Consider the following 18,967-nt stretch of genomic DNA (forward strand, 5'->3'; position numbering starts at 1 on the left):
CCGGCCGCGTCCGGGTCGGCCACCGCCCGAGACGCCGGGCGCGAGCCAGGCGGTCATCCCAGGGGTACGCGGGCCACGCCGGGCCCGATGAGGCTGCCCAGCCAGAGCTGGTCGCCGTGCTGTCGTACCCCGGTGATCATCCAGTAGTTCCCGGCCGGGCCGTGCAGCGTACGACGGACCGTGCCCTCGCCGTCGACCAGCGCGACCAGCCCGTAGCGGCGCGGCTGCGGCTGCATCGCGTCGGGCAGCAGAGCGGCGAGCTGGCGCAGCCGCGGGTGCGGCAGCAGCCGTTCGGCGATGGGCACCCGGGGGCTGGGCAGGGCGATCCAGTACGTCCCGTCGCCCACCGCGGAGAGATTGTCCGGGTACGCGGGCAGGTCGGCGAGCACCCGCACCCCGCCGCGCAACTCCACGCGGAGCAGCCGGTGGGTGGTGGTCTCGACCAGCATCAGCGCCGACTCGTCGGGGGTCAGCGCGATCCCGTTGGGGAAGTACAGGCCGTCGGCCACCACCTCGGTGCGTCCACTGCCCGGGTGGTGGGCCAGCACACGGCCGTTGGGGCGGTGCTCCAGCAGGTCCCGCTTCCAGTGCGAGACCGGGAACCGGTCCGACGAGTCGGTGAAGTAGACGGTGCCGTCGCGGGCCACCGTCGCGTTGTTGGCCAGGTGCACCGGCGGCGCCGTGCCGGTCAGCTCGCGGACCGCCCCGTCCGGCGTGACCCGCAGCAACCCGCGGTACGCGTCGCACACGATGAGCGCCTCCCCGGACGGATCCGCCTCGATGCCGAGCGGCCGGCCGCCGGTCTCGGCCAGCAGCCGGGGTCGGGTGCCGGCCGGCGCGTCGGCCGGCCACCACCAGATGTTGCCGTCCTCGTCGCCGCTGATGACCCGGCCGCTCGGGTCGACAAGCACGTCCTCCGGCCCGACGGCCCCCGGGGGGAGGGGCAGGAGGTCGACCTGGTCGAGCCGGCGGTCCGTGGCCGCCCACACGCCGTTGAGCGGAGGCGGGACGGTGGCCGGTTCGCGGACGGGACGGATCAGCCGTGGCGGCCGGGGCCGGGGGATCACCATCGGGTCATTCTCCACCGCCGATGCCCTGTCGGCCTGGAGCGCCGTGCACGCGGCGCGGCACCTGGCCGTTCGGCCGACCGCGAGGGCCCTGGCCTCCACCCCTAGCGGGATGAGGGGCACATCGGGGGATGACCCTGGGCGTACCCGGGATCACTCCGCGGAGGGGCGAAACTGTCGGTGGTGGGGGCTAGATTTCACCTCATGGAAGAGCGCAGCGACCGGATCGACGTGCAGGTCAGCGTCGGTGACCAGGTGGTCCAGGTGCGGGTGGCCGGCGAGGTCGACATCGCCACCGTTGCCGCCTTCCGGTCCGCTCTGTGGTCCCCGCCGGCACGGCCGGTCGTGCAGCTGGAGATGTCCGGGCTGCGCCTGCTCTCCGCGGCCGGGGTGCGCGCGTTGCTCGCCGCGCACCTGCGCGTCCGGGCCCGGGGCGGCGAGCTGGTCCTGGTCGATCCCACCCCGGTGGTGGCCCGGGTGCTGCGCGCCACCGGCCTGCACCGGGTGATGCCGATCCTCGAGCCCGGCCGGGTGGTCGAGGCCGCCCGTCGTCCGGTGCCAGCCGATCTGGTCGAGGCCGCCCGTCGTCCGCCGGCCGCGGCCGGCGGCCTGGTGCTGGCCGCCTGACGCTGACCGCGGTGTGAGCAGGGGCCCCGTCCGAAACGCGGACGTGCGCACGCCGACCAGCGGTCCGACGCCGGCAGCGGGCGCGCTCAGGGGCCGCCCGGCATCGAGCCGAACGACCCCTGCCACGTTCGATCAGCCCACGCCGAGCAGGTCGACGACGAAGATCAGCGTCTCGCCCGGCTTGATGACGCCGGCAGCGCCGCGGTCGCCGTACCCCAGGTGCGGCGGGATGGTGAGGCGGCGACGGCCGCCGACGCGCATCCCCGCCACGCCCTGGTCCCAGCCGGCGATGACCTGACCGCCGCCGAGCGGGAACTCGAACGCCTCGCCCCGGTTCCAGGACGAGTCGAACTCGCCGCCGGTGGAGTGGGACACGCCGACGTAGTGAACGCTGACCAACTGACCCGGCTCGGCCTGCGGGCCGTCGCCCACGGTGATGTCCTCGATCACGAGGTCGGCCGGCGGCGCACCCTCGATCGGACCCACCTCGGGCTTGCCCGATCGGGCGCCTGCTGCCTGGTTCATGCGGGGATCTCCTGCCGTGTTGGGTGATGTGTCCGGTCACCGTCGATCCTGCCGGATAGCGCGTCACCGATGTGCGGCGGACCCGCCACCTGCCCCGACGCGCCCGGACCCGACCCCGGATCACCGAACTGGGGTACGCGTCTCGGCGGGCGTCACCGGTGGTGACGCCCGCCGTGCGACGGTGCGGTGGTGCTCACCGCAGCCAGGGCGCCCGCGCGACGATCGGCAGCCTCGCCCAGAGCTTCCCGAGGCCCCAGGTGTCGCCGGCGTCGACCAGCGCCAGGACCGCGAGCACCGCGGCGTAGATCAGGTGGTCGTCCATGAAGAGGTTGTTCTCCGGAGGCAGGACGGCGGTCCACATGAGGACCAGCAGCAGCCCACCGGCCACGGCCGCGACCCGCATGCCGACGCCGAGCAGGAGCGCGATGCCGATCCCGGCGAGGCCGGCCATGAACAGCCAGTCGGCCCAGGCGGCGCCGGCGATGCCGGTGTAGACGTCCTTGAACGGGCCGGCGACCCCGAAGGTGAGGAAGCCCTTGGTGGGGCTGCCCCCGTTGATCCAGGCGTTCTTCGACCCGGTCTCGTGGCCGAGGCCGAACAGCTTGTCGAGGAAGGCCCAGAGGAAGATCCAGCCGAGCGCCATCCGGGTGCCGGCCAGGACGTACCGGGTGGCCTTCTCTCGGGTGATGCCGGTCGCCGGAGCGGTGGTCTCGGCGGTGGTCCGCTCGATCGTCGCGGTCATGGTGTCCACGTCCCTTCTCTGCCTCGCACCGCGCTTCCCGGTGGCATCTCCATCAGACGCTCGCGGCGGCGCCCTCGGCAGGGCCGACGGACCGCACCGGCCCGGGACCTTGGACCCCCAACGGCCCTGCTGTTCGGGGTGGTCGTCTGGTGGGGCCTCGGCGGCGACCGGCTCAGGGGCGGGCCGGCGCGATCCGGGCCGTCACGTCGAGGTGTGCGGGTTGGCAGCCGGCCGTCGTGGCGAATCGGCGGACCGACTCGTGGACGTGCTCGCGGACTCCGGCGGCGCGGGCGTCGCTGGTCAGGTCCACCCGGACCCACACGTCGGGGCGCGGTGGCGTGCCGGTGAGCACCACCCGGGCCCGGTGCACCCCGGGCGCGCGCAGCAGGTCCCTTTCCAGCGCGCGTACGAGCACCTCGCTGGCCAGCCGGGTGCGACCGGGCAGGCGTCCGGGGCGGCTCAGCGTGCCCCGCAGGGCCTGGTCGGGTCGGCGTAGCGCCCGGTGCAGCAGGCGCTGGCCGGCGACGGCGGTCAGCAGCCCGCCGACCGCCGCGGCCAGGGTGCTCCAGGGCGTCGCGAGCCGCCACGCGTCCACCAGCCCGCCGCCGAGCAGGACCGCGTCGGGGTCGCCGAACGGCAGCGTGCCGGAACTGGCTGCCAGCGCGGTCGCACCGCCGGCGACCAGCAGCAGCGCGACGATCGTCCACAGCAGGCGGTGCGCGGCATCGGTCATGCCGGCCGCCGGCGGGGCAGCAGCCGGACGTCGACGCGGTCGGCGCGCGGCGAGGCGAGCTGACGCAGCTCCTGGCGCACGGCGAACTCGACCTCGGCGTGGGCCGCCGGGTCGCCGGTGGCGCGCAACCGGGGTCGCCACCGGTCGCCGTGGCGCCGGACCCGCACCCGGGTTCCGCGTACGCCCGGCACGGTGTCCGCCGCGTCGGTCAGCCGGCGTTCCACGCACCGCCGGTGCAGGTGCCAGCCGTCGCGCGGGTCGACTCGCAGTCGGACCGGCGTCCACCGGCGCAGTTGGGCGGTCAGGACGAGCAGGCCCAGCAGTGCGGCGGCGCCGGCCGCTGCCCGTACGCCGGGATCGTGCCACCGGGTGGTGGTCAGCGCGCCGTACCACCCGGGGCGGATGAGCAGCGGCGTCGGGCGACCCAGCGTGACCAGCAGCGCCTGCGCGGCCAGCAGGACGCCGCCGGCGAGCAGGGCGACGGCCAGCAGCGCGGACGCCACCCGGTTGGCGGTCGCCGTGGTCAGCTCGGGGCGTGCGACCGGTCGGTGCGGCGGGACGTCGTCGGCCGAGCCGGTCACCACCAGGTCCCGCACCGTGATCGTCACCGCTGCCACCGCGCGGCCGGTGCCGGCGAGCACCTGCTCGGCGACCGCCCGGCGGACCGCGTCGGCGACGGCGGGCACGCGGTGGCCGTACTCGATGATGAGGTTCAGGTCGAGGCCCACGGACCGGTCGCCCACGCGGACGGTTGCCGGGCGGACGTCGGACACGCCCGGCACCCGTCCGGCCGCGTCGGCCGCGATCCGCCCGACCTGGGCCGCGCCGGTTTCGCCGGCCGGCGGCTGCGCGGCGAGGCGCGGCCCGCCGCCGGTCCGGTCGGCGCTCGGGGTGGAACGGGTGGGGGTGGGGCGCGGGGGAAGTCTGTGGTGTCGTCCCGCTCGGTCGGCGTTCGGTCGGCGGCGGATGGTCGGATCACCGGCGGGGCGCGGCTGGCGAGGTCGACGCGGGCGCTCCCCCCGGGGTCGGCGAGGACCCGGCCCGCGCGCGGCGAGGGTGCCGAACTGCTGACGCGACATGCGCTGACCTCCCAGCCGGTCCGCTACGGGCGACCTCGCTGGATACACCTCGCCGGGCGTCCTGGAACACGACCCGCATGTGATCCAGGTCACAGGAGCCTGTCGAGGGCCTGGTCATGGGCGCCGCCGAGTAGGCGGACCGGCGACCCCGCTCCGCGTGCCGCCTGGGCGCGCGGCGGCGCCGGCCTTGACGTCCGGCGCCGGTCAGGACGACGATCCTAGTGACGAATGTCGATGACGGGGGTCGTTGATGAGGCACCGGGTCGTCTGTCTGGCCGTCGCCGCGCTCGCTGCCGCCTCGGGTGTTCTCGCCGTGGTCCTCCCGGCGTCCGCCGCCAGCGGGTGTGCGGCGCAGCTCCAGGTTCGCTACCAGTACCCGTCGATGCTGCGCGGCGACCTCACGGTGCTGAGCGTCGGTCAGCCACTCACGAAGTGGACGTTGAGCTTCCCGCTGCGCTAGCCGACCGAGCAGATCAAGAACGTCGACGGTGTGCGCTGGGAACAGCACGGCGGGCAGGTCACGATCCGCAACCTGCCCGGTGTCACGTTGCCGGCGGACCAGCAGGTGTCCTTTCCATTCGTCATGACGCACGGGGTGCGGATCGGCGGGCCGCAGACCTTTAGGCTCAACGGCGTCACCTGCACGACCGTGCTGCCCAGGCCCACGCCGACGCCCCCGTCGAGCCCGCCGCCGGTCTCGCCGAGTCCGCAGCCGAGCGGATCACCCAGCCCCGGCCCCGACCCGAACCGGCCGTCCGTCCAGATCACGAGGCCGGAAGGCGGGGACCACTTCTTCGCCCCGGCCACCATCACCGTGGAAGCCGCCGCCACGCCCGCGCCCGGCCGGCGGATCACCCGCGTCGAGTTCTTCGGCTCGAGCAGCCAGGCGGATCTCGCCCCGCTCGGCACCGACACGACCGCGCCGTACACCGCCCGGTGGCGTGACCTGCCGGCCGGCTACTACAGCTTTTACGCCCGAGCGTACGACGACCAGGGCGCTACGCAGATCAACGGGATGTCGCTCGTCCGCGTGTTGACACCGGGCGAGGAGCGGCAGGCGCCGTACGTCAGCGTGGTGCGCGACCAGCTCTGGGGCATCTCCCCGGTCATTGACGCGGCCGCCCCTCGACGCCTGACGCCGCTCGTCCGCACCGGTGCGGAGGCCCGCTGCGTGCAGGGGCGCGGCATCTGGGACGGCCCGGTCGACGCCACCGCCGTGGCCGGGCTCGTCGCACGCGGCGTCCAGGCGGCGTACGTCCCGCTCAACGAGGCCTGCTGGCTCGGCCTGTCGTACGTGGACCCCCGCTACGGCGCTCAGCCGTACCGACAGGAGATCGTCGCGTACACGCAACGCTTGACGGCCGCCGGCATCACGCCCATCGTCGCTCTCGGCTGGAGCCACGGCCGTTACACCGGGCCGGAGGCGACCTGCCGGGACGAACGTGCCGTCTGCGCCAAGCCGATGCCCGACGCCGCGTACGCCATGGACTTCTGGGAGAGCGTCGGTCGGACCATCTTCGGCGAGACGGTGGTATTCGACCTCTTCTCGGCGCCGTACCCGGATCGGGCGATCGCCGACCCGACCCTCGCCTGGACGTGCTGGCGTGAGGGTGACGAGGCATGCTCCGCGCTCGGCTATCCGACGGTCGGCATGCGGCTGCTGCTGGCCGCGCTCCGGATTGGTTCCCCCAGTGTGCTGCTGGCCAGTGGCCTGAACGGCGGCAACGACCTGTCCCGGTGGGCCGCGTACCGGCCGGAGGATCCGGTCCACAACGTCGCGGCGGCCTGGCGGCCGGCAGCGCCGGGGAACTGCCGTCCGCCGACCCTGCCGCAGGCCCCCGTCGTCGTCACGGCGGTCTGCCGCTAGGGCAGCGGGCTCGGCGCTCCGCAGCCGGCCGGGCCGCTCCACCGGGACGGGTGATCGACCGCCTAGACTCGGCGCGGTTCGACCGACCGGCGGATGGATCAGGCAGATGACGAGCAGCGGTGATCGCGGCTGGCTGCGGGCGATGCCCGCCGATGGTGGACGCGACGCGCTGTTCGACCGCGCCGGCCACCGGGTGTACGGGACGTGCCGGCTCAGCGAGCTGGTGCAGGGGCGTCCGCCCGGCGTCACGGGCAGCCAGTGGGGTTCGGCCAGCCGGGCGGCGTTCGACCTCGTGGTCAGCGCCGCCGACACCGGGCGGTCGGTCGTCGCCGTGGCGATCGGTCCGGTCCCGCCTGCCGGGTCGACCGAGCAGCGCGTCGAGCGCCTCACCGACGCCGTGAGCGCGGCCGTCGGACTGCCCGTGCTGCGCATCGGGTCACCGACGCTGCGGGCCGCCGAGCACGGCCGGCGCCTCGTCGAGTACGTGGTCGACGCGCGCGCCTACGCGGCGGGCGGCACCGGGGACGAGCCCGCTCCGGTGGGCTTCCGCGACATCCTCGGACGGCTTCCGGACGGCCGGACCGGCCCGGTGAACGACCTCGGCACGTTGACCCGCGCGGCGGCGGTCGAGGCGTACGTGGCCGGGCGCCTGGCCGACCCGATCGTGCGCGGGCTGCACGTGCACTGGGCCGAGGGCCCGGCGGAGGGCTGGAGCTGGGTCCAGGTGCGCCCGGACGCCTGCCTGGTCGAGCGGGTCTCGGTGACCGCGCAGCGCTTCTCCTGCGGCGTCGACGCGGCCCGGCTGGCCGAGGACCTGGCGACCGTCGCGGTCGGCGAACGGCTGCGCGCCGTGCGGCCGGACGGCCCGGACCTGCTGGCGCGCGCGGACCTCACCACGGAGATCGTCGCGTTGAGCCGGCGGCGGACGAGCTGGTGGGCGGTTTCGCGTTCGACCACCTCTGCGCGGACTGACCGGCCACTTTCCCTGCTGAACCCTGCTCCGCACCCGATCCGCTCGGGGGGCGGAGCAAATTTTCCTGTGCGCGGGTTGAACCTTCCCCGTCGCCGTCCCGTACTCCTGCGCGAATGAAGAGGATCTCCCCAACCGCGTCGACCGGACGCGGGAGACGGTGCGGAAAGGGCATCGTCGGCCATCGACACGTTACCGGGTAGGTCGCGGTGGTCGCCGCCGTGGCGTGCCATCTCACATCCGTCGGTCCGCCGAGGGCAGGAATCCACTACCGGATCGAGAAGGAGAGCAATTCGATGCGCAGGTCCACTCGGGCGCGCCGGTCACCCGGCATCGCGCGGAGCAAGCGTCTGCTGGCCGTTGTCGGCACGCTCGTGGTCTTCGGCGGAGTAGTCGCCGTCACCCAGATCTCGTCGGCCCAGGACCGGCGGACGAACAAGCCCCGGCCAGCCGCCGGGCAGTGCGTGGAGCCGAGCCCGGGCTCGACCGCGCCGAGTGGCGCCTCGACCAGCCGCACCTGGCAGAACGGTCGGTGGGTGCGTAACCACTGGGGTGACGGTCAGGAGTCGGTGGCGGAGTGCGAGGACGCCAAGGACGGCACGGTGGGCACCGGCTCGGCCGTCGCCTGTCCCGATGTGGCGGCCAAGCTGCCGCAGGTGCCGGATCGGGCGCGAGCCGAGGTCGACCGTAATCTCGCACAGTTGCAGACCCAGATCGCCGAGGCCGATCGACGGCTGGCCGCCGAGGGCAACAAGGGCGCCGATTTCATCCGCAGTGCGATCCTGCAGCCGCTGGCCGGAAAGCGTAAGGCGGTGCTGGACCGGATCACGACCGCTATCGACCGGGTCGGACCGCGTCCGCAGGGTTTGGCGCAGCTCGCCGAGTGCCAGGTGCAGCCGACCGGTAACAACAACGGCGGCAGCACCGGTGGCGGGAACAACAACGGTGGGAACACCGGCGGTGGCAACAACAACGGTGGGAACACCGGTGGCGGAAACACCGGCGGTGGCGGAAACACCGGCGGCGGCAACAACAACGGCGGGAACAATGGCGGCACCGCCCCGGGCGCGGGGCTCGGCGTGCTGGCCAACAACTGCGACGAGAGCCAGTTGCAGCCGCACAACGGTTTCCAGAACGGCAACCGGTGCGTGAGCACCGAGTTCGGTGAGGTCGGCGCCGCCGCCAACAACCCGTCGCTGCTGATCACCCAGTTCCCGCAGCAGGTCGGCCGCAACCAGCCTTTCACCCTGCGGGTCAGCACCAAGAACCTGGTCCGTGACCGCTTCCTCGCGGCCGGTCAGGGCGGCTACTACGTGGAGAGCTCGCTGCTCAACGCCCAGGGCCTGGTCCGGGGTCACTTCCACACCGCCTGCCGGATGCTGGACAGCCTGACCGCGCCGCCGGAGCCGCAGGAGGTGCCGGCGTTCTTCGTCGCGACCGAGGACGGTCGCGGTGGCGCCCAGCCGGACGACGTGACCATTCAGATTCCGGGCCTGCCGGAATCGGGTACGGCGCAGTGCTCGGTCTGGGCCGGTGACGGCTCGCACCGTCTGCCGATGATGGAGCGGGCGAACCAGACCCCCGCCTTCGACTCGATCCGCATCAACGTGAACTGATTCGACAGTCGGCCGGCCAGTCGGGGTGGACAGCCCCGGGTGGCCGGCCACGCACACAGCGACGGGGTCCTGCCGTTTCCGGCGGGACCCCGTCGCTGTTGCCGTGTGTCAGCGGCTCTTGTACGCCTCGACGACCTCGACCGGGATCCGGCCCCGCTCGGAAATCTTGTAGCCGTTCTTGACGGCCCATTCCCGGATCGCCCGGTTCTGCTCGCGGTCCATTCCGGCGCCGCTGGGTCGCCCCGGCCGCCGAACTGTCCGTGTGTTCTCCGCCGGGCCCCGACCGATCCGCCGACCCGCATTGATGTACGGGTCCAGCGCCTTACGCAGGACGCCGGCATTCTCGTCCGAGACGTCGATCGTGTAGGCCACGCCGTCGAGACTGAACTCGACCGTCCGGTCGGCCTTCCCGCCGTCGAGGTCGTCGGTCAGGACCGTGATTACTTTTCTCGCCATTGCCGATTACTCCCTGTGTGTGGCGGGATGTGTCCAAAGTCTGACCTACCACCCGGGGAATCCGCAACAATATGCGTCCCATTCATTCGGCGCGTCGCGATTGAGTGGCGCACAAAACCGCGAACCGACGCGGAATCGCGGGCGTTGCCGCCGCGTCAATCGGTAAGCAGGCCGGCGTGGCCGGCGATGGCCGCCGCCTGCGCGCGGTTGGAGACCCGCAGCTTGCGCAGCAGCGCGGCGGTCATCCGTTTCACCGTCCGTTCCGAGACGTGCAGTTCCTCGGCGACGTCGACGGTGCTCATGTGGCTGGCCGCCATCGAGCAGCTCAAGGAGGACGGCCTGGAGGACATGCCGGTGCCCGACGCCTTCCCGGATTCCGGGGAGTTCACCGACGAGTTCGGCTACACCTACCTGGGCTTCTCCTCCGGCACCGACGCCGCCCAGGGGCGCTGGGCGTCCGGGCCCGCGCCGGACGGCAGGGGCGAGTTCCGCTACGACGACAATCCGCGCGCGAACGCCCCCGAGCCGGTGCTGCCGCCCGGTGACCCGCGGCTGTACGGCACCAACCCGGGCATGGCCGGCAGCGCCGTGGACACCGTCACGAGCAAGCTCACCTGAGATCGTCTCGTCGGGTCGCCCGCCCCGCACGGGACGGGACCGGCCCACCCAGGAAACGAGAGGGAGAAGCGCATGTCCGTCGTCGCGCCCGTCCGGGACACCGCCGTGGTCCCGCTGTCGCGTACCCGGGTGAAGCTGGCGGTCTGCACGGTGTTGACCGCGCTCGCCGTCGGTGTCGGGCTGCCCGCCCGGGTGGTGCTCGCCCTGTCGTTGACCAGCCTGGCCATTCCCGTCGCCGTGGCGCTGGCCGGCGGCATCCGGGCGGTCCGGGAGCTGGTGCTGCCGATTCGCCCGCCGGCACCGGGCAGTGGTCTGGGTCACACCTCGGAACAAGGGGAACGCTTTGTTACTTGAGTGAGACACGCTCAACTCAACGCGATAGCAGGTGTTCGATGGCAACTCTTCCGGTACTTCCCCTGACCGACGCCGTGCTGCTGCCCGGCATGGTCATCCCGGTGACCCTCGACCCGACCACCCAGGCCGCCATCGACGCGGCCCGGACGACCGGCGACCGCAAGCTGCTGGCCGTGCCGCGTATCGACGGCGAGTACGGCCCGGTCGGCGTGGTCGCCACCATCGAGAAGGTCGGCCGGCTGCCCGACGGTGAGCCTGCCGCCGTGGTCCGTGGCCTGTCCCGGGCCCGGATCGGCTCCGGCGTGCCCGGCCCCGGCGCGGCCCTCTGGGTCGAGGCGACCGAACTCGACGAACCCGCTCCCGCCGGCCGTGCCCGGGAACTCGCCCGCGAGTACCGCGCCCTGGTGACCTCCGTGCTCCAGCAGCGAGGCGCCTGGCAGGTCATCGACGCGGTGGAGCGGATGACCGACCTGTCCGAGCTGGCCGACTCGGCCGGCTACGCGCCCTGGTTGACGCTGGACCAGAAGACCGAGCTGCTCGCCGCGCCGGACGTCACCGCCCGGCTGGAGCTGCTGGTCGGCTGGGTCAAGGCGTACCTGGCCGAGCAGGAGGTCACCGAGCAGATCAACAGCGACGTCCGCGAGGGCCTGGAGAAGTCGCAGCGGGAGTTCCTGCTGCGCCAGCAGCTCGCCGCGATCCGCAAGGAGCTGGGCGAGGACGAGCCCGACGGCTCGGCCGACTACCGCTCCCGGGTGGAGAGCGCCGACCTGCCGGACAAGGTCCGCGAGGCGGCGATGCGCGAGGTCGGCAAGCTGGAGCGGGCCAGTGACGCCTCCCCGGAGGCGGGCTGGATCCGCACCTGGCTGGACACCGTGCTGGAAATGCCGTGGGGTACGCGTACCCAGGACAACACCGACCTGGCCGCGGCCCGGGCGGTGCTCGACGCCGACCACGCCGGCCTGGCCGACGTGAAGGACCGCATCCTGGAGTACCTCGCGGTGCGCAACCGCCGGGCCGAGCGCAACCTCGGCGTGGTCGGCGGTCGCGGCTCCGGCGCGGTGCTCGCCCTCGCCGGTCCTCCCGGGGTCGGCAAGACCAGCCTCGGCGAGTCCGTGGCCCGGGCGCTCGGGCGCAACTTCGTCCGGGTGTCGCTCGGCGGCGTCCGCGACGAGGCGGAGATCCGCGGTCACCGGCGTACCTACGTGGGCGCGCTGCCCGGCCGGATCGTGCGCGCGCTGCGCGAGGCCGGCTCGATGAACCCGGTCGTGCTTCTCGACGAGGTGGACAAGCTGGCCGCCGGCTACGCCGGCGACCCGGCCGCCGCCCTGCTGGAGGTGCTCGACCCGGCGCAGAACCACACCTTCCGGGATCACTACCTGGAGGTCGACCTGGACCTGTCCGACGTGCTGTTCCTGGCCACCGCCAACGTGGTGGAGTCCATCCCCGGCCCCCTGCTGGACCGGATGGAGCTGGTCACCCTGGACGGCTACACCGAGGACGAGAAGGTCGCCATCGCCCGCGACCACCTGCTGCCCCGGCAGCGGGAGCGGGCCGGTCTGACCGCCGACGAGGTCAGCGTCGCCGACGAGGCGTTGGCGCTGATCGCGGGGGAGTACACCCGGGAGGCGGGCGTCCGGCAGCTCGAACGGGCGCTGGCCAAGATCCTGCGCAAGGTGGCGGTGACGCTGGCGACCGACCCGTCGCCGGTACGCGTCGACACCGACAACCTCACCGGCTACCTGGGGCGGCCGAAGTTCACCCCGGAGTCGGCCGAGCGCACCGCGGTGCCCGGCGTGGCCACCGGCCTCGCCGTCACGGGCGCCGGCGGGGACGTGCTCTTCATCGAGGCGACGAGCATGGAGGGCGAGCCGGGGCTGACCCTGACCGGCCAGCTCGGTGACGTGATGAAGGAGTCGGCGCACATCGCGCTCTCCTACCTGCGCTCCAACGGGCGGCGGTTCGGCATCGACCCGAACGTCCTGGCCGGGCGCCGGATCCACGTCCACTTCCCGGCGGGCGCGGTGCCCAAGGACGGTCCGAGCGCCGGCATCACCATGGTCACGGCCCTGGCGTCGCTGGTCACCGGCCGCCCGGTCCGCCCTGAGTTCGGGATGACCGGTGAGGTGACGCTCTCCGGTCGGGTGCTGCCGATCGGCGGGGTGAAGCAGAAGCTGCTCGCCGCGCACCGGGCCGGCCTCACCGAGGTGATCATCCCGGCGCGCAACGAGCCGGACCTGGACGACCTGCCGACCGAGGTGCGCGAGGCGCTGACCGTGCACACCCTGGCCGACGTGGCCGACGTGCTCGCCCTGGCGCTGCGCCCGGCCGACGTCGAGGCGTTGGACGGTCCGGCGCTCTTCAAGGTCTGACGCTCCGAACCAATGGCCCCCGCCGTCTTCTGACGGCGGGGGCCATTGATGTACGCGCACAGGGGTCTACTGTCTCGCTTGAACCCTCAATCACCTCTCCGCCGCGAGGCGGTTCCCCCGGAGGAAACCCCGTGAACCTGGTGCTCTGGATCATCCAGATCCTGCTCGCCGTCGTCTTCGCCGGCGCCGGCCTGGCCAAGCTGACCCAACCCAAGGAGAAGCTGCGCGACCGGATGGGCTGGGTCGACCCGGTCCCGCCGACCCAGGTCAAGGCCCTCGGCGCCGTCGAGCTGCTGGCCGCCATCGGGCTCGTGCTGCCCGCCCTCACCGGCATCGCCACCGTGCTCACCCCGCTCGCCGCCGTCGGGCTGGTCATCGTCATGGTCGGCGGCATCCTGGTGCACCTGCGCGACATGAAGACGCGCACCGGCGACCGACGCAAGCTGGAGATCCAGGGCGCGATCACCTGCGTCGTGCTGCTCGTCCTCGCCGCCCTGGTGGCGTGGGGCCGATTCGGGCCGTACTCCTTCTGAGCCTTTCGCCGGCGACCGTCGTACCCCGGCGGTCGCCGGCGGCGCGCTCAGCGCCCCTCGCCGCCGCGGTCGCGACGAACCGTGGCCTTGCGGCCCTTGATGGTGCTGGAGCGCAGCCCGGAGATCACCTCGTCGGCCACCCCCTGCGGCACCTCCACCAGGGAGAAACGGTCGGCGATCTCGATCGAGCCGATGTCCCGGCCGCGGATCCCGGTCTCGCCGGTGATCGCGCCGACCAGATCCTGCGGGCGCACGCCCGCGCGCCGGCCCAGGCCGACGAAGACCTGGACGGTGTTGCCACCGCCTGAGCGGGGCCGACCCCCGCCGCGCCGGTCGCCGCCCCGGCCACCGGCCTCCGGCCGACCCTCGCGCGGGCCGCGCACCGGCGCCTGCGGGATCTCCTCCTCGTCGTCGGAGCCGGGGGACGTCACCTCGTGCGCCAGTTTCACCGCGGCGAGCGCGACCTCCATCAGGTCGAACTCGTCGGTCAGCGTCTCCACGATCACCCGGAACGGGTCCAGGTCGTCCTCCAGCAGGCTCTCCCGCAGCGCCGCCTGGGTCAGCTCCAGCCGGCGGGTCCGCATGTCGGCCACGGTGGGGATCTTGTCGATGGTGATCCGCTGGCCGGTCACCCGCTCGATGGTCTTGAGCATCCGGTGCTCACGCGGCTCGGCGAGGGTGATCGCCACGCCCTCCCGACCGGCCCGGCCCACCCGACCGATCCGGTGCACGTACGACTCCGGCGCCGACGGCACGTCGTAGTTGACCACGTGGGTGAGCTGCTCGACGTCCAGCCCACGGGCGGCCACGTCGGTGGCGACCAGCAGGTCGGCGGTGCCGGCCCGCAGCCGGCCCATCACCCGGTCGCGCTGCTCCTGGCTCATCCCGCCGTGCAGCGCCTCGGAGCGGTAGCCCCGGCCGTTCATCGTCTCGGTCAGCCGGTCCACCTCCTCGCGGCTGCGGCAGAACACGATCGCCGCCGTGGGCGACTCGACGTCCAGGACCCGGCCCAGCGCGGCCGGCTTGTGCGCGCGCGTCACGATGTACGCGCTCTGCCGCACCCGGGGCGCCTCGCCGGCCACCGTCGGCTCCCGGCCGATCTCGATGCGGACCGGCTCGCGCAGGTGCTGGCGGGCCATCCCGTCGATCCGGGACGGCATGGTGGCCGAGAACAGCACCGTCTGGCGCTGCGCGGGGGCGTGTTCCAGGATCGCCTCGATGTCCTCGGCGAAGCCCATGTCGAGCATCTCGTCGGCCTCGTCGAGCACGACGGTGGCCAGGCCACCGAGGCGCAGGGTGCCCCGGGCGATGTGGTCGAGGGCACGACCCGGGGTGGCCACCACCACGTCGACGCCCATGTCCAGGGCCCGTAGCTGCCGCCCGATTGGCTGCCCACCGTAGATCGGCAGCACTCGCGCGCCCAGGTCCTTGCCGTAGCGGTGGAACGCCTCGGACACCTGCACCGCCAGCTCCCGCGTCGGCACCAGCACCAGCGCCACCGGGTCCCCGCCGTCGCGGTGGGCCGTCATGAGGTTCAACAGTGGCAGCGCGAACGCCGCCGTCTTGCCGGTGCCGGTGGCGGCCTGACCCAGCAGATCCCGACCCTCCAGCAGCGGTGGGATAGCCTCCCGCTGGATGGGGGTCGGCTCCTCGTAGCCGAGGGCGGCCAACGCGCCCAGCAGCTCGGGTCGCAGCCCCAGCTCGGTGAAGGCGTACACCTCTTCGGTGCCGGCGGGGGTGGCGTCAGTCGGTGCGTCAGTCGGTGCATCGTGCTGTGCAGGTGCGGAACTCATGTGCCAAGCCTTTCATTCCGCCGTCCGGGCCGCTGCGCCGACCGGCACAAGAGCGCACCCGGGTCAGCCGGCGGCGGTCAGGATCGCCAGCACCATCACCGCCGCGAGGGCCGCGTCGAGCACCCCGCACCACTCGGCGTAGGCGCGTGGCACCACCCGGCCGGTGCGGTGGTGCACCAGGTCCCAGCCTGCGTGCGTCAGCCACCCGAACGCCACCAGCCACGCGGCGGTCCGTCCGCCCGCCGCGACGGCGACCAGCGTCAGGGCGACCCAGGCCGCCAGACCGGCGAGTTGAGTGGCGAGCACGCCCGGCCCGCGCAGCGTCCGCCGGGCCACGCCGATCACCAGGTAGCCGCCGGGCAGCACCAGCATCGTCCACGGGCTGAGCACCCCCGGGTCGACCCACATGTCGACTGTCATCAGCAGCGCGAGCCCGGTCGGCCAGCGACGGGCGAGCGCCACCACGGCCGGGTGCCGGCGTACCGCCGTCGGTGTGTGGTGCCGGTGGCGGACCGCCACCAGCACCATGGCCGGCACCATCAGCAGGTGCCCGCCGAGCAGCAGGGCGTCGCCGTCCACCAGACCGGCCCGAAACGGCACGAGCAGCAGCAGGAACGGAACGTACATCGCGGCCGCCATCTCGCCGACCCCACGCCAGTGGTGCCCCCGGTGACGCATCCACACGGTCATGCCGACGGTCATGTTCGTGGCCATCACCAGCGCGGCCACCTCCGGGCGAGCCAACGTCGCGTTCACCCCGAGCAGCGTGCCGGCCGCGTCCCACAACGGGCCGAGCAGCAGCATCCCGACGAGCATCGCGATCGCCATCTCGCCGAGGTGCCACCACCACCCCCGCCTGCCGCCGGTCGCCGCCGGGACCGGGGGCGCCGGCTGACCGGTCGGCACGGGCGCGGCCGACGGTACGACGGGTGCGGTGTCCGCGTACATCTGTGTCTTGTTCATGCCTCGACCCTGCCGGCGGCGCGGCGGCAAGGGCAGATGCGTCCGTCATCGGAAGATCGTGCGGGCCGCACGGTTCGACCGTGACATCTCGCAGGGGTGGACCGTGCGCGGGGCGGTCCTAGGATCGGTGCGTGCTGAGCGAGGCGGGGACTCCCCGGGCGGACCGCCGGTTGCGCCGGGCCCGCCAGGCGACGCTGCTGTCGCTCGTCACCGGCGTCTGGGCGAGTGTTCTGCTGCCCGCGGTCGGCCTGGCCCGCGAGCCCGATGCGGGCAGGGCGGTGCTCGGCGCGGTAGGCGTTCTCGCCTTCGTGATCGCCCAGACCGCCGTGCTGTACGCGGCCGTGACGCCGTGGCTCGACAGGCGCTGGCGTCGCCGCGCCCACCTGGGTCTGGCCGGGGCGGCGGTGCTGACCGTTCCGCTGGTGGGGCCGGTGGCGGCCGGCGCCTGGCCGACCTGGGCCTGGCTCGGGGCGGCGCTGATCGGCATGGCGCCGCTGCTCGTCCGGCCACCGGCCGCGCTCGCGGTGGCGGCAGCCGTCCTGCTGGTGTCGGTGGCCGTCGCCGGGTGGACCGGTGGTTCCGTCGCCCGCCACCTGGCGGTGACCGGCGGGATCGGGGTGGCCGTCGCGGCAGTCAACGGCTTGCAGGTCTGGTTCTGGGACCTCCTGGTGGACGCCCGGCAGGGCCAGGCGGCGCAGGCCCGGCTGGCCGCCGCCGAGGAGCGGCTGCGCTTCGCCCGCGACGTGCACGACGTGCTGGGCCACCGCCTCACGGTGATCGCCCTGAAGGCCGAACTCGCCGCCCGGCTCGCCCCGGTCGACCCACAACGGGCCGGCCGGGAGGCCGCCGAGGTGCAGCGACTCGCCGCGTCGGCGCTGACCGAGGTACGCGAGACCGTGCACGGCTACCGCGTCGTCGACCTCGACGAACAGCTCACCGCGATCGTGGGGGTGCTGCGGTCCTGCGGCGTACGGTGCACGGTCGGGCCGCCGCCGGCGGACCTGCCGCAGTCCGCCGCCACCGAACTGGCGGCGGTGCTGCGCGAGGCCGGCACGAACGTGCTGCGGCACAGCCGGGCCGACTGGTGCCGGATCCACATCGACCGGGAGGACGACGTGGCCAGGATGACTGTGGTCAACGACGGCGCCGACGACCGGGGCCCGGACGCGCACAGCCACGGCCTGCGCGGCCTGGCCGACCGGCTCGCCGCCGCCGGCGGCGATCTGCGGGTACGCCGGGAGGACGCCGTGTTCACGCTCGAGGCCACCGTGCCGGTGGTGACGTGATCCGCGTCCTGCTCGCCGACGACGAGGACCTGATCCGGGTCGCCGTCGGCGCGCTGCTCGGTCTGGAGCCGGACATCGAGGTGGTGGCAGACGCCGCCGACGGGCCGACGGCGGTCACGGCGACGCTCGCGCACCGCCCGGACGTGGCCGTCGTGGACCTGGAGATGCCCGGCCTGGACGGCATCGCGGTGGCCGCCGAACTGGCCCGAGCGCGGCCCGAGTGTGCGGTGGTGGTCCTCACCGGGCACGGCCGGCCGGGTCACCTGCGGCAGGCGCTGACCGCCGGCGCCCGAGGCTTCCTGCCCAAGGGCTCGCCCGGTGGCGCGCTCGCCGACGTGATCCGCCGGGTGCATGCCGGCGGCCGGTACGTCGACCCGTCCCTGGCCGCCGACGCGTTGACGCTGCCGGCCTGCCCGCTGACACCCCGCGAACTGGAGACGCTGCGGCTGGCCGAGTTCGGCGCACCGGTCGCCGTGATCGCCCGCCGGGTGCACCTGTCCACCGGCACCGTGCGCAACCATCTCTCCGCCGCCGTGCAGAAGCTCGGCGCGACCGACCGTGCCGAGGCGGTGCGGACCGCCCGGGACAACGGCTGGCTCTGACCTGTCGTCACCCCTTTGCTCTGCTTCACCCCACGCAACACCGGGCCTTCGAAAGGCTCGGCTACCGGCAACGCGCCCAGGCGACGAACCGATCGTCGAGGTCTGGCGTGGACATGCCGGAATGATGCTCGGCGGCCTCGTCCCTCAGGGCTGTCAGGTGGACCAGCAGGGCCGCTCGGTTCTCGCGGTACTCGCCGAGGAGACTCAGCTTCGCCGCCGAGCAGGGCCAGGCGATCCCGCACGACTGGCACCGCCAGGTGGGACGGGTCGGCAGGTGGGGGAGACCGCGCCGCCTCACCCGGACGCTCCCGTCCGTGCCGGCCGCCGAGCCGGGCGGCGCTCGGGCCCCACGGACAGCCACCGCAGCCCGTCGCGGAGGACGAACACCTCCCGCTTCGCCACGGCCAGGCCGCCGCGACCCAGCTCGTACCCCTCGACCCACGTCCACCCGTGATAGGTGTGGCGGTCGGTCAACTCGCGTACGACCCGCAGGGTGAGCGGGCGGACGAACTGCGGACTGGCGGCACGGGTCAGGTACAGAACGTCTCCGACCCTGATCGTGCGGGCATTCGCCGCGACATCCTCTGACACGTCGCGCTCCTTCCGAGGTGGAGGGAGCCGCCCCTGAGCGTCATCCCCAGGGACGGCTCCGTTGCGAACGCGTCCGCCGGGTCTCGGGTCCCTGCCGGCCGCGCCGTTCCACCAACACCCTGCCGACTGTTGCGGCCCAACTACACTGCGTTGCACTATGGCGGTAGGACGTTCGG

At 73.5% G+C, this 18,967-nt stretch carries 21 protein-coding genes; 11 read left to right on the top strand and 10 right to left on the bottom strand.

The window, feature by feature from the left end; all coding sequences use genetic code 11:
* Nucleotides 1-53: 53 nt before the first annotated feature.
* Nucleotides 54-1,070 (bottom strand): SMP-30/gluconolactonase/LRE family protein, encoded by a 1,017-nt coding sequence (locus tag ACFYPR_RS23050; protein ID WP_355068339.1) that lies wholly within the window; start codon nt 1,068-1,070, stop codon nt 54-56.
* A 201-nt stretch (nt 1,071-1,271) separates the two neighbouring features.
* On the opposite strand from ACFYPR_RS23050, the gene ACFYPR_RS23055 reads away from it, so the two are divergent.
* Nucleotides 1,272-1,694, top strand: coding sequence for an STAS domain-containing protein (locus ACFYPR_RS23055; RefSeq protein WP_387262377.1), 423 nt, complete (start codon nt 1,272-1,274; stop codon nt 1,692-1,694).
* A 132-nt stretch (nt 1,695-1,826) separates the two neighbouring features.
* On the opposite strand, the gene ACFYPR_RS23060 is transcribed toward ACFYPR_RS23055, so the two are convergent.
* From ACFYPR_RS23060 to ACFYPR_RS23075, 4 genes are all read right to left on the bottom strand, one after another.
* Nucleotides 1,827-2,219, bottom strand: coding sequence for an FKBP-type peptidyl-prolyl cis-trans isomerase (locus tag ACFYPR_RS23060; protein WP_354859001.1), 393 nt, complete (start codon nt 2,217-2,219; stop codon nt 1,827-1,829).
* Between the two features lie 193 nt (nt 2,220-2,412).
* Nucleotides 2,413-2,970, bottom strand: coding sequence for a hypothetical protein (locus ACFYPR_RS23065; RefSeq protein WP_387262381.1), 558 nt, complete (start codon nt 2,968-2,970; stop codon nt 2,413-2,415).
* A gap of 163 nt (nt 2,971-3,133) precedes the next feature.
* The gene (locus ACFYPR_RS23070; protein ID WP_387262384.1) at nt 3,134-3,694 is read right to left on the bottom strand and encodes a hypothetical protein; all 561 of its coding nucleotides are present in this window, start codon (nt 3,692-3,694) and stop codon (nt 3,134-3,136) included.
* Complete coding sequence (locus tag ACFYPR_RS23075) at nt 3,691-4,773, bottom strand: Asp23/Gls24 family envelope stress response protein (RefSeq protein WP_387262387.1); 1,083 nt, start codon at nt 4,771-4,773, stop codon at nt 3,691-3,693. Before ACFYPR_RS23075 ends, ACFYPR_RS23070 begins: the two co-directional genes overlap by 4 nt.
* Nucleotides 4,774-5,023: 250 nt before the next feature.
* On the opposite strand from ACFYPR_RS23075, the gene ACFYPR_RS23080 reads away from it, so the two are divergent.
* From ACFYPR_RS23080 to ACFYPR_RS23095, 4 genes are all read left to right on the top strand, one after another.
* Nucleotides 5,024-5,233: a hypothetical protein gene (locus tag ACFYPR_RS23080; protein ID WP_387262390.1), complete on the top strand. Its 210-nt coding sequence runs from the start codon at nt 5,024-5,026 to the stop codon at nt 5,231-5,233.
* Nucleotides 5,234-5,263: 30 nt separating this feature from the next.
* Complete coding sequence (locus ACFYPR_RS23085) at nt 5,264-6,640, top strand: Ig-like domain-containing protein (RefSeq protein ID WP_387262393.1); 1,377 nt, start codon at nt 5,264-5,266, stop codon at nt 6,638-6,640.
* 106 nt (nt 6,641-6,746) lie between these two features.
* On the top strand, nt 6,747-7,730 hold the full coding sequence (locus tag ACFYPR_RS23090) for a hypothetical protein (protein ID WP_387262396.1): 984 nt from the start codon (nt 6,747-6,749) through the stop codon (nt 7,728-7,730).
* A 176-nt stretch (nt 7,731-7,906) separates the two neighbouring features.
* A complete protein-coding gene (locus ACFYPR_RS23095; RefSeq protein ID WP_354858988.1) occupies nt 7,907-9,226 on the top strand; it encodes a hypothetical protein in 1,320 nt (439 codons plus the stop codon).
* 108 nt (nt 9,227-9,334) lie between these two features.
* Here ACFYPR_RS23095 and ACFYPR_RS23100 read toward each other — a convergent pair whose 3' ends face one another.
* Complete coding sequence (locus tag ACFYPR_RS23100; RefSeq protein WP_007460530.1) at nt 9,335-9,682, bottom strand: Lsr2 family protein; 348 nt, start codon at nt 9,680-9,682, stop codon at nt 9,335-9,337.
* A 155-nt stretch (nt 9,683-9,837) separates the two neighbouring features.
* Entirely contained in the window at nt 9,838-9,984 is a 147-nt protein-coding gene (locus ACFYPR_RS23105) for a LuxR C-terminal-related transcriptional regulator (protein ID WP_354858985.1), read from the bottom strand.
* Between ACFYPR_RS23105 and ACFYPR_RS23110 the strand changes: the two genes are divergently transcribed.
* From ACFYPR_RS23110 to ACFYPR_RS23125, 4 genes are all read left to right on the top strand, one after another.
* Nucleotides 9,983-10,300 carry a manganese catalase family protein gene (locus ACFYPR_RS23110; RefSeq protein WP_355068355.1) on the top strand — a complete coding sequence of 106 codons (318 nt, stop codon included), beginning with the start codon at nt 9,983-9,985 and terminating at the stop codon, nt 10,298-10,300. The two genes, ACFYPR_RS23105 and ACFYPR_RS23110, sit on opposite strands and share 2 nt — an antisense overlap.
* A gap of 72 nt (nt 10,301-10,372) precedes the next feature.
* On the top strand, nt 10,373-10,654 hold the full coding sequence (locus tag ACFYPR_RS23115) for a hypothetical protein (RefSeq protein WP_354858983.1): 282 nt from the start codon (nt 10,373-10,375) through the stop codon (nt 10,652-10,654).
* A gap of 38 nt (nt 10,655-10,692) precedes the next feature.
* Nucleotides 10,693-13,023: an endopeptidase La gene (gene lon, locus ACFYPR_RS23120; RefSeq protein WP_355068358.1), complete on the top strand. Its 2,331-nt coding sequence runs from the start codon at nt 10,693-10,695 to the stop codon at nt 13,021-13,023.
* Nucleotides 13,024-13,154: 131 nt separating this feature from the next.
* Nucleotides 13,155-13,556, top strand: coding sequence for a DoxX family protein (locus tag ACFYPR_RS23125; protein WP_354858978.1), 402 nt, complete (start codon nt 13,155-13,157; stop codon nt 13,554-13,556).
* Between the two features lie 47 nt (nt 13,557-13,603).
* Here the strand turns inward: ACFYPR_RS23125 and ACFYPR_RS23130 are convergent, their stop codons facing one another.
* Nucleotides 13,604-15,349 carry a DEAD/DEAH box helicase gene (locus ACFYPR_RS23130; protein WP_354858976.1) on the bottom strand — a complete coding sequence of 582 codons (1,746 nt, stop codon included), beginning with the start codon at nt 15,347-15,349 and terminating at the stop codon, nt 13,604-13,606.
* Nucleotides 15,350-15,412: 63 nt separating this feature from the next.
* The gene (locus ACFYPR_RS23135) at nt 15,413-16,312 is read right to left on the bottom strand and encodes a hypothetical protein (protein ID WP_355068360.1); all 900 of its coding nucleotides are present in this window, start codon (nt 16,310-16,312) and stop codon (nt 15,413-15,415) included.
* A 131-nt stretch (nt 16,313-16,443) separates the two neighbouring features.
* On the opposite strand from ACFYPR_RS23135, the gene ACFYPR_RS23140 reads away from it, so the two are divergent.
* Entirely contained in the window at nt 16,444-17,598 is a 1,155-nt protein-coding gene (locus ACFYPR_RS23140; protein ID WP_354858970.1) for a histidine kinase, read from the top strand.
* Complete coding sequence (locus ACFYPR_RS23145) at nt 17,595-18,200, top strand: response regulator transcription factor (RefSeq protein ID WP_355068362.1); 606 nt, start codon at nt 17,595-17,597, stop codon at nt 18,198-18,200. Before ACFYPR_RS23140 ends, ACFYPR_RS23145 begins: the two co-directional genes overlap by 4 nt.
* A gap of 294 nt (nt 18,201-18,494) precedes the next feature.
* On the opposite strand, the gene ACFYPR_RS23150 is transcribed toward ACFYPR_RS23145, so the two are convergent.
* Nucleotides 18,495-18,791 carry a hypothetical protein gene (locus tag ACFYPR_RS23150; RefSeq protein ID WP_355068364.1) on the bottom strand — a complete coding sequence of 99 codons (297 nt, stop codon included), beginning with the start codon at nt 18,789-18,791 and terminating at the stop codon, nt 18,495-18,497.
* Between the last annotated feature and the right edge of the window lie 176 nt (nt 18,792-18,967).

The sequence above is a fragment of the Micromonospora sp. NPDC005254 genome (assembly GCF_042872525.1).
Taxonomy (GTDB): Bacteria; Actinomycetota; Actinomycetes; order Mycobacteriales; family Micromonosporaceae; genus Micromonospora.